Here is a 9,293-nt window from a genome sequence, read left to right as displayed (position 1 = left end):
TGTAACCCACTATATTTCAACCAGAAAAATTCATCAACATAAGCAAACAAACCCATATCCATACTTGTATAGCCCCAAAGCAAGCCGGAATCTATCTATACTCACTCTTCCGATCTGCTGCTTCACATCAAAATAACTTCTTCACACTTTCTACACACCTCGTACACAAATAATACATAAACAGGTATCTTTTTCTGTAAAAAGTGTGTACAATGTCTGCAACATGTGAGTATATGGTATAGCCAAAGGGGCTATTTAGTAGCGACTACTATACTGCAAGACCATAAATATATTAACATCTAAATTAGCGAGAGAAATGAAAGATCATAATGTAATCTCAGAAAATCAATAGGTTTTACATGCAGCATGCACACATCAAGAGCTTTTGACCAAATACAGGCCAAAGCAACCTTATCAATTCTAATGCTGTCCGGTCGACAACAATACCAATGTACAGGCCTCCGGAGTATTATGTCTTATTATGTCAAAGGTTGATACGATTACAATCGCACCAACCTTAACAAGATATACATATATATTATGCAGCGTAAATCAAGACAGCAGATACAACCTTAAATAATGTCTCTACAATGGCGCTTGAAGCGTTTTTATGGTCTTACCTACCATATATACTTTGCTGCTATCTGATAATTTATAATAAATTTTCTTTATTCCGGAATTATTCAGTTCCAGAAAATTCCCGCCTCTGATATCAAAGGTGGCAGTATCTATCCGATTACTCGGCACTATTTGTAAAGTTGAGTTTGCGCCATTCCCTCCTATCGTAGCTCTAAAGGAGTTGACCTCACAACTGTCCATCGACATTCCGGATTGGTCGCTCAGGATGACATCAAGACCCTTTTCTTTCAGATTTTTCAAGTAAACCGTACCGATCCTACCTTCAATTTCTTTATCATTCATCTCACGATAATAGGTCCGTAACTGGCTTAAATGACTCAATACAACCACAATTTCATTTGAACTATTCGAAAAATCTCTAATTTCCTTATTATTGATCAGATCAATTAATAGCGTTTCGCCGTCCTGGTGTATTTTGATGTCATCTTTGATCCTGTTGCGCACCCATATACCTTCCTGTTTGCCATATTCAACAACGATATCCAATAAATTGGCTGATTTTATCTGCATTTCGCTCACCTTGTTTAAAGGAGTAAAATGATGGTCGCTAAAACGCTTTTTGTAATTCCCTGTAAGATAAGCGGCTTTCAGGGAGAAATTATATGCAGTCAGTATCCCAAAGAATAGCAGGAATGCTGCAGTAAATAATATGGTACTCAGTTTCATATTCTTCTATTTTAATAGTTTAAATTATTTAGCGGGGTAATTGTCCGCCACAAATTGCTGATACCGGCCTGCGATTTCATCCACATTGATATCTAAGAGGTATATGCTTTTGAAAAACTCAGGCAGATCCTGACTTAAAAATCGTTCCTTATTGTATTCCCGAATCTTAGCCTTTGCATCTGTCTCTACAAAAAAGCCAATTCCTCTCTTGTTGGAGATCACAGATTTGTTTTGCAGAAATTCATAGGCCCTCACTACAGTATTGGGATTAACCTGTAAATCAACCGCAAGGTCCCTTACCGATGGAATCTTTTCATCCGCCGGCCATTTCCCAAGCGTAATCTGTTCGCCAACATAGGCTGCTATCTGCAGGTATATTGCTTCTTTTTCTCTGAATTCCATGCTAAACTTCTTTTTCTTTCAATTTATAGTAAGCTGCAGTCCATATTAAAGAAGTGACTACAAACAATAAATATGGCAATGAAGATTTTATAAGATCCGATGCCTGAACAGCGTAATAGCTTTTATTTTCATTTAATGAAATCTCACTGAACAAACCGCCTGCTGAAATATCTTTACTGATAAATACATTTAGAAAAGATGCATTTAAAAAAATCAGTCCGATGTAGAAAATCACAAACAGCGTAGCTATTTTAAGGAAATGATGTTTATTGAAAAACAAAGCGCCGAATAAGGACAAAGAGTGGATCAGTGTAAACATCATCAGGTCACGCCAGAAATGTAGCTCAGGATCGAAAAGGTTCATTAACTTTTGCGGGTGCTTGGAAAAGGTATTGGAAATATTAACTACGATGACATCGGTCAGATAAAAAGCCATTATATATACTACCAGAAAAATCAAAAAAGAATAGAGCCATCCTACCAGCCATTTTTCCAGGCTGGAACCGGGCAACATCAAAAAACTAATGGACTTACTTGGGTTGCTGAATTCAGAAAAAATACCTGATGTGAAGATAGCGCCTAATGTAAACAGTAAAATCATAAAGACAGAGTACTGTTCTATACCGAAAAAACTATTTTGCGTAGTACTGGCATACCCCAGGAAAAGAAAAAGAGTGGCTATCATGATCAGCAAAGACATCAGATAAGGTTTGTAATGTGCTACCGCATGTCTTTTGGAAAGCTTTGCAAAGCGGCTAAAACTAAATGTATTGTTCATGATCTTATTTTAAATATTCGATTATTGCAGTATTGTCGCCGGTAATGCCATTGAAAAGCAGTTCCATGTCAATCTTTCCTTGTCCACCGGCCCTATTGATACTTATGGTATTTATGCCTATTGCCTGCTGCTCCTTATAAAGTACATCCTGTTCTTCTACCTGTGATGTCGAAGTGAAGCGCACTTTGTCCAATATCTCGTCAATACTTTTATTCATCACCAGTTTTTGGCGATCGAGCACAAGCAGGGTGTCTATCAGGTTATCAAGGTCACGCACCTGGTGTGTAGATATAATCACACATCGCTCGTCACTAAGAGCTGAAGCAATTGCCTTTCTGAACTGCACTTTTGAAGGTATATCCAGCCCATTTGTAGGTTCATCTAAAATGAGAAGAGAGGTATTGACTGCAAGACCAAAGGCTATGACTACCTTTTTCTGCTGACCATAAGAAAGGCGCTTTAAGCGGCTTATCTCCGGAACATCAAAATCGCATAATAGTTTGTAAAAAAGTGCTTCATCAAATTTGGGATAAAAATGAGCTGTGCTTTTTACAAACTGGGCGATACTTACATCAGGAACGTATAATTCCTCGGGAATGAAAAACAATCCTTCGAGGAATGCCGGGGTACGGTCAGAAGATTTTTGTCCGCCGACCTTGCAGAAGCCTTCTTTCGGATGCAGCAGCCCGGCAATATTTTTCAATAAAGTTGATTTTCCTGCTCCATTCTTCCCCAATAAACCATAAATATGGCCTTCAGACAAGCGGAGGTTTAGGTCTTTGAAAAGCAGCTGATCCTTGCTGTATCCAAAAGTTAAATTAGAGATTTCTATCATATTCAGTTTTCTTTAGTGTATTACCTAACTAGTACACTACAAATGTATATATTAAATTTAATTGTGCAAGAAAAAAATGTGATTTGTTAAATTATGTTAACCACTTGATAGGATGAATGCCTTTACATAGCTTAGCGTCCTATTATTTTTAATTGACGGTATCGTATTATTAACTTATCTTTGCAGAATGTTTAAAATTAAACACGTTTTATTATTAAGTTTCACCATCATTGCGCTCACTATTGCGGGTTGTAAAAGTCAGTTTGAAAAGCTCAGACTAAGCAACGACACAGGCAAGAAAATGGGCGAAGCATTAAAGCTATACAATAAGAAAAATTATGCTAAGGCTTTAATCTTGTTTGAGGACCTTTCACAGAAGTACAGGGGAAGATCGGAAGCAGAGGAGTTGAACTATTACTATGCATTAACTCTCTTCAAATTAAGAGATTATACTACTGCAAGATTTCAATTTAAGACATTTGCAGATACCTATCCTACCAGCAGATATGCTGAAGAATGCAGGTACATGGGTGCCTATTGTTATTACCTGGAATCTCCTAAGCCTAGCCTGGATCAGGAAAATACAGTCAAAGCTATAGATGCACTTCAGTTATTCATCAACTTTTATCCAAAAAGTGAACGTGCTGCTGATGCAAGTAAATACATAGGCTTACTGCGTGCCAAACTGGAAGACAAGGCTTTTTCAAATGCAAAAATGTATTATGAGCTTGGTGGTTATGACATCAGTAATTACAAAGCTGCTGTTGTAGCTCTTAAAAATGCGCAAATAGATTTCCCAGATATTAAGTATGCTGAAGAGATGGATTTGCTAATTGTTAAGTCGCAATTTGCATATGCAAAAAACAGCATTGAAGAACGTCAGGAAGACAGATACAACGAAGCCATTGGCTATGCCGATGAGTTTGCTGAAAGTCACCCGGAAAGTAAGCTGCTTACTGAGGCTAAAGAATTAAGAAAAGATAGTGAAAAAGGAATAGCTAACGCAAAAAGTGTTTTAGCAGCAAGAAAAGCTGACTACGAGAAATATAAAGCACAGTTAGATAAAGAAGGCAAAAAAGATACTACTACAATTAAAACCCCCAACAAATAATGAATACTAATAAACCCGCTATACCGAACACAACGGTTACCAGAAATGTTAATGATTTAGATAGTAAAACTCAAAACATTTACGAGTCTTTAGTAATTATCTCAAAAAGGGCAAATCAGATTTCAAACAACATGAAAGAAGAATTACACGGTAAATTAGCCGAGTTTGCTTCTTCAAATGACAACCTTGAAGAGATCTTTGAAAACAGAGAGCAAATTGAGATCAGCAAACATTATGAGCGCTTACCTAAGCCTTCTCTGATTGCTATTGATGAGTTCCTGAATGATAAAGTTTATCACAGAAATCCCGCTAAAGAGCAACAATAATTATATGCATAGGGATTAAATTGCATTAATGCATTAAAAACCATGCTAAAAGATAAAAACATTATTTTAGGCGTTTGCGGCAGCATTGCGGCATACAAATCAGCAACTCTGGTACGACTACTGGTAAAGGCTGGCGCAAACGTCAAAGTAATTCTTACGGCCGATGCGGCCAACTTCATTACGCCACTTACGCTGGCAACATTATCTAAACATCCTGTCTATACACAATACTTCGAAGAAGAAACAGGAGTATGGAGCAACCATGTAGAACTTGGTCTTTGGGCCGACTATATGCTCATTGCGCCTGCCAGTGCCAATACTCTGGCAAAAATGGCGACAGGATTGTGCGACAATTTATTAACTGCAGTATACCTTTCAGCAAAATGTCCTGTCCTTTTTGCTCCGGCAATGGATCTGGATATGTGGAAGCATGAAAGTACGCAGCAAAATATCGTACAGCTGATTTCTTATGGCAATCTCCTGATTCCTCCTGGAAGCGGCGAGCTCGCCAGTGGCCTCCATGGTGAAGGCAGAATGGCTGAACCTGAAGAAATCATACATTTCTTATCATCGACAGTAAAAGAAGGCCTACCCTTGCTTGGCAAAAAAGTAATGGTTACCGCCGGCCCTACTTATGAAGCAATAGACCCGGTACGTTTCATCGGAAATCACTCCTCTGGTAAAATGGGTTTTGCTATAGCTGATCAATTCGCTTTACTGGGTGCCAATGTTACTTTGATCACCGGCCCTACTGCAGAAAAAAGCAATCAAACGGTAAAAAGGATTGACGTGATTAGTGCCGCAGATATGCTTGAAGCCTGCTTATCTGAGTTTACTTCTACTCAAATTACAGTGATGAGCGCTGCTGTAGCAGACTATACACCTGTAACAGCTGCAGAGCAGAAAATAAAAAAAACAGAAGGTCAGTTTAGCCTGGAGCTGAAGAAAACTGAAGATATCCTGGCTACTTTGGGTAAATTGAAAACTACTGATCAATTGTTGATCGGCTTTGCCCTGGAAACTGAAAACGAGGAGGAACATGCAAGAGGCAAACTGATTAAAAAGAACCTCGACCTGATCGTCTTGAACTCCCTGAATGATAAAGGTGCCGGCTTTAAGAGGGATACCAATAAAATCACTATATTTAATAAAGCATCTGAGAAAACTGTTTTTGAAATGAAGTCAAAGACCGAAGTTGCGAAAGACATCTGCCTTGAAATATTAAAGCTGGTTTAAAAGCATGAAACGCTATCTATTTATCTTAATATCCTTTTTATTTTATCAAACTGCTGCCAGAGCTCAGGAATTGAATTCCAGGGTCCAAATTCAGGCCCCCACCGTTGCCAATATGGACAAGAGGAACATAGAAGTACTGCAAACAGCTGTAAGGGATTTTTTGAATAACAATAAGTGGACGAATGAAACTTATACCCCTCAGGAACGTATCGAATGCAATTTTGTGATCACGATAACGGACTGGGATGGAAACTCAGCTTATAAAGCTGAGGCTCAACTGCAATCCAGCAGGCCGGTTTATGGCTCTGCATATAACAGCACATTGCTGAATTTAAGCGACAAGGATTTTGATTTTAACTATACGGAAGGTCAGTCACTGGATTTTTCAGACCAGAATTTCATTTCTAATCTTAGTTCTCTGCTAGGATTCTATGCATATACCATTATTGGCCTCGACAAAGACAGCTTTAGCAGTCTTGGAGGAAGCCCGTATTTCAAAAAAGCGCTCAATGTGGTAAACAATGCCCAGGCATCTGCCAACAAAGGATGGAAGGCATTTGATGGTCTAAGAAACAGGTACTGGCTAAATGAAAATCTTTTAAACAAAGGGTTTGAAGAACTACGCGCCTTTATCTACGATTATCATTTTAACGGCCTGGACCGTTTACAGGACAATGCTCCCCGCGGTGTAAAGAAAATGATCACCCTACTTTCTGGTCTCAAGCAGATGGACAAGCAAAAAATAGGTTCTATTTTTCCCAATTTCTATTTTGCCAGTAAGGCAGATGAAGTGGTAAACGTATTCTCCATTCCTACCGGAGATGTTTCCGACAGCATTAAGGCTTACAACCTTCTTGCGGAAATAGACCCCGCAAATCTTAACAAGTATGAAGCTTTAAAACAGCTTAACAATACTGCAAAACAGGGACTTAAAAATAATTAGTTAAATTTTGTTAAAAATATTTTGTTTATACGAACAGATTCGTACATTTGATTACGAAACAATTCGTATAAACAAATATGAGTACAGGACAAAACATTAAGCCGACCGAAAGCGAACTGGAGATCTTACAGATCCTTTGGGAAAAAGGTGAATGTACAGTTAGGGATGTTCACGAAATTCTGGAAAAAAGTAAAGATGCCGGGTATACTACTACCCTAAAGCTCATGCAGATTATGCACGAGAAAGGTTTGGTGTCACGTGACACTTCATCAAAAACACACATTTATAAAGCATTGGTAAATCAGGAAAAAACACAGCAACAGCTGGTGAATAAAATGATAGACAATGTTTTTAACGGCTCTGCTGCCAGACTAGTCATGCAGGCCCTTGGCAACCATAGTGCAAGCAAAGACGAGATTGATTCTATAAAAAAATATTTAGATGAACTAGAGAAAAAATAAGGTTATGGAGGCAATTGTAAACAACCTGATCAAAGCAATTGGATGGAGCATATTCCATTCATTATGGCAAGGGGCCATTATTTATGGAATACTCCTGATGCTATTGAGTCTTTTCCCAAAATTAAATGCAAGAATAAAGCACAACCTGGCATACGGCACGCTAAGCTTAATATTTGTAGGATTTTGCATCACCTTTTCTTCTGTATTCAAATTGCCGGAAGAAAATCAGACAATGGCCACTCAGATCCTTGTTGAGGGAAATTACACAGAATCAGTTTTTACTATCCCTCAACAAATTAAAAACAGTACTGAACACATATTCCCTTACCTATCCGGCATTTATATGATAGGCTTGCTTTCACAATTGTTCATACTCACAGTGGGCTATAAGAAGATATTGAGGCTAAAGCAAGCGGCAAGGACTTCCGTACCTGATGAATGGCAGATTGTGTTCAGCAGTATGATCGACCGTTTAAACCTGAGACGTAACATTAGCTTTTATTTATCAGACAAAGTAAATGTTCCTCTCGTGATCGGCTATCTGAAACCTGTAGTATTATTTCCTATCGCCCTGGCCACACAGCTTGACATCAAACAAGTTGAAGCGATATTGATTCACGAACTTTCACACATCCGCCGAAATGATTACTTGCTCAACCTGATCAAAACAGGAATTGAAACTTTATTGTTCTTCAATCCGTTCGTATGGCTCACCAGCAAACTCATTGGCGTAGAAAGGGAACATGCCTGCGATGATCTCGTTCTCAAGTTTACCGGCACTCCCCTAACCTATGCCCATGCTTTGTTAAAATTAGAAATTCTTAAAGATAAAACTACACCTACCCTGTCGATGGCAGCTACGGGCAATAACCAACATTTGTATCAACGCATAAAAAGAATCACAGATATGAAAACCAACTACATGAATGCAAAGCAACAATTCTTTGCGATCACACTGACCGTGGCCACTGTAATTTCACTGGCATGGATCAGTCCGGAAAAAACAACTGCAGCTTCAACTAAAAGCCAGCTGCCTAGAAAGGCTACTCTTGAAATTAAATCAACACAGCCAAAACCTTTGGTAAAGCTTGTTGAGATTAAATCCGCTATGGATAAAAAAACTCCAGCTGATACGACTAAGAATAAAAGAAAGTTTAAAATTGTGACCATCGATGCACAAGGTAATCAGAAGGAATACAATTCTATAAAGGAGATGCCGGATAGCTTAAGAATCGATGTCATCAAGGATACGTTTTCGGACAATACTGCATATCCAAATTTCACATTAGGATTCAAAAACTTAGCTGATTTTCCTGGCATGAAGAGTTCCATAAAACTGGATTCTGTCTTAATGCTTAAACATCAAGGAAATATGTCTCCTGAAGAACGTCAGAAATATATATATTCTATCACAACGAAAGTAGAAAAAGCCGTTAAAGATGCAAAGGCAAAGTCTTTATTAAACTCGCAAGAAATGGTAAAAACGTACAATCGAGCTTTGAAAGATGCCGAAAAAGCGATGACTTACTCTTTTCAGTACAAAACAAATCCAGCTAAGCAAGGTGACACTATAATTTATAAAGCAGGAGATGCCGCCCTTAAATCTCACGGAATCCTAACCATAACCTCAGACAACATTTCAGACCATGTGTTACTAGCTAAACTCAGGGAAGAAGAAGAGGGCATGAATGAACTGAGAACTACTGAAGAATACAAAAAAGCGAAAAAGAAGTTTGACAATGAAGTTGAAAAAATCAAGCGCAAAAAAGGGATAAAGACTACATCTAAAAGACTAGAACTTACATATAAAGTTGATGGCGTGCCAATAAACAAAAAAGAGAAACCATAAAATCAAGAACCCCCACAATAGTATTTGGTTTAGGCAGAAGTATCATC

At 38.3% G+C, this 9,293-nt stretch carries 10 protein-coding genes; 6 read left to right on the top strand and 4 right to left on the bottom strand.

What is annotated here, in order from left to right; genetic code table 11:
• Positions 1 to 585: 585 nt before the first annotated feature.
• Genes R2Q78_RS17485 through R2Q78_RS17470 form a run of 4 tightly spaced genes read right to left on the bottom strand, consistent with a single transcriptional unit; the run spans position 586 to position 3,320 of the window.
• Entirely contained in the window at positions 586 to 1,305 is a 720-nt protein-coding gene (locus tag R2Q78_RS17485; protein ID WP_316793839.1) for a hypothetical protein, read from the bottom strand.
• Between the two features lie 24 nt (positions 1,306 to 1,329).
• On the bottom strand, positions 1,330 to 1,707 hold the full coding sequence (locus R2Q78_RS17480; protein ID WP_316793838.1) for a GntR family transcriptional regulator: 378 nt from the start codon (positions 1,705 to 1,707) through the stop codon (positions 1,330 to 1,332).
• 1 nt (position 1,708) lies between these two features.
• Positions 1,709 to 2,485, bottom strand: a complete 777-nt coding sequence (locus R2Q78_RS17475) for a hypothetical protein (protein WP_316793837.1) — start codon at positions 2,483 to 2,485, stop codon at positions 1,709 to 1,711.
• A 4-nt stretch (positions 2,486 to 2,489) separates the two neighbouring features.
• Positions 2,490 to 3,320 carry an ABC transporter ATP-binding protein gene (locus tag R2Q78_RS17470; RefSeq protein ID WP_316793836.1) on the bottom strand — a complete coding sequence of 277 codons (831 nt, stop codon included), beginning with the start codon at positions 3,318 to 3,320 and terminating at the stop codon, positions 2,490 to 2,492.
• 187 nt (positions 3,321 to 3,507) lie between these two features.
• Here R2Q78_RS17470 and R2Q78_RS17465 point away from each other — a divergent pair, with 187 nt between their 5' ends.
• From R2Q78_RS17465 to R2Q78_RS17440, 6 genes are all read left to right on the top strand, one after another.
• Entirely contained in the window at positions 3,508 to 4,431 is a 924-nt protein-coding gene (locus R2Q78_RS17465) for an outer membrane protein assembly factor BamD (RefSeq protein ID WP_316793835.1), read from the top strand.
• Positions 4,431 to 4,757 carry a DNA-directed RNA polymerase subunit omega gene (locus R2Q78_RS17460; RefSeq protein ID WP_316793834.1) on the top strand — a complete coding sequence of 109 codons (327 nt, stop codon included), beginning with the start codon at positions 4,431 to 4,433 and terminating at the stop codon, positions 4,755 to 4,757. Before R2Q78_RS17465 ends, R2Q78_RS17460 begins: the two co-directional genes overlap by 1 nt.
• A 42-nt stretch (positions 4,758 to 4,799) precedes the next feature.
• Positions 4,800 to 5,993: a bifunctional phosphopantothenoylcysteine decarboxylase/phosphopantothenate--cysteine ligase CoaBC gene (gene coaBC / locus R2Q78_RS17455; protein ID WP_316793833.1), complete on the top strand. Its 1,194-nt coding sequence runs from the start codon at positions 4,800 to 4,802 to the stop codon at positions 5,991 to 5,993.
• Between the two features lie 4 nt (positions 5,994 to 5,997).
• Entirely contained in the window at positions 5,998 to 6,936 is a 939-nt protein-coding gene (locus tag R2Q78_RS17450; RefSeq protein ID WP_316793832.1) for a DUF4835 family protein, read from the top strand.
• A gap of 77 nt (positions 6,937 to 7,013) precedes the next feature.
• Positions 7,014 to 7,397 carry a BlaI/MecI/CopY family transcriptional regulator gene (locus R2Q78_RS17445; protein WP_316793831.1) on the top strand — a complete coding sequence of 128 codons (384 nt, stop codon included), beginning with the start codon at positions 7,014 to 7,016 and terminating at the stop codon, positions 7,395 to 7,397.
• Between the two features lie 4 nt (positions 7,398 to 7,401).
• Complete coding sequence (locus R2Q78_RS17440; RefSeq protein ID WP_316793830.1) at positions 7,402 to 9,246, top strand: M56 family metallopeptidase; 1,845 nt, start codon at positions 7,402 to 7,404, stop codon at positions 9,244 to 9,246.
• The last annotated feature ends 47 nt before the right edge of the window (positions 9,247 to 9,293 follow it).

The sequence above is a fragment of the Pedobacter frigoris genome, from assembly GCF_032678645.1.
Classification (GTDB): domain Bacteria; phylum Bacteroidota; class Bacteroidia; order Sphingobacteriales; family Sphingobacteriaceae; genus Pedobacter; species Pedobacter frigoris_A.
The sequence above is the reverse complement of the archived record's forward strand: the minus strand, read 5'-3'. Positions and strand labels throughout refer to the sequence as shown.

Bases quoted from the DNA above. Each gene is read 5' to 3' on its own strand.
- R2Q78_RS17485 (WP_316793839.1), bottom strand. From the start codon at position 1,305: ATGAAACTGAGTACCATATTATTTACTGCAGCATTCCTGCTATTCTTT.
- R2Q78_RS17480 (WP_316793838.1), bottom strand. From the start codon at position 1,707: ATGGAATTCAGAGAAAAAGAAGCAATATACCTGCAGATAGCAGCCTAT.
- R2Q78_RS17475 (WP_316793837.1), bottom strand. From the start codon at position 2,485: ATGAACAATACATTTAGTTTTAGCCGCTTTGCAAAGCTTTCCAAAAGA.
- R2Q78_RS17470 (WP_316793836.1), bottom strand. From the start codon at position 3,320: ATGATAGAAATCTCTAATTTAACTTTTGGATACAGCAAGGATCAGCTG.
- R2Q78_RS17465 (WP_316793835.1), top strand. From the start codon at position 3,508: ATGTTTAAAATTAAACACGTTTTATTATTAAGTTTCACCATCATTGCG.
- R2Q78_RS17460 (WP_316793834.1), top strand. From the start codon at position 4,431: ATGAATACTAATAAACCCGCTATACCGAACACAACGGTTACCAGAAAT.
- coaBC (WP_316793833.1), top strand. From the start codon at position 4,800: ATGCTAAAAGATAAAAACATTATTTTAGGCGTTTGCGGCAGCATTGCG.
- R2Q78_RS17450 (WP_316793832.1), top strand. From the start codon at position 5,998: ATGAAACGCTATCTATTTATCTTAATATCCTTTTTATTTTATCAAACT.
- R2Q78_RS17445 (WP_316793831.1), top strand. From the start codon at position 7,014: ATGAGTACAGGACAAAACATTAAGCCGACCGAAAGCGAACTGGAGATC.
- R2Q78_RS17440 (WP_316793830.1), top strand. From the start codon at position 7,402: ATGGAGGCAATTGTAAACAACCTGATCAAAGCAATTGGATGGAGCATA.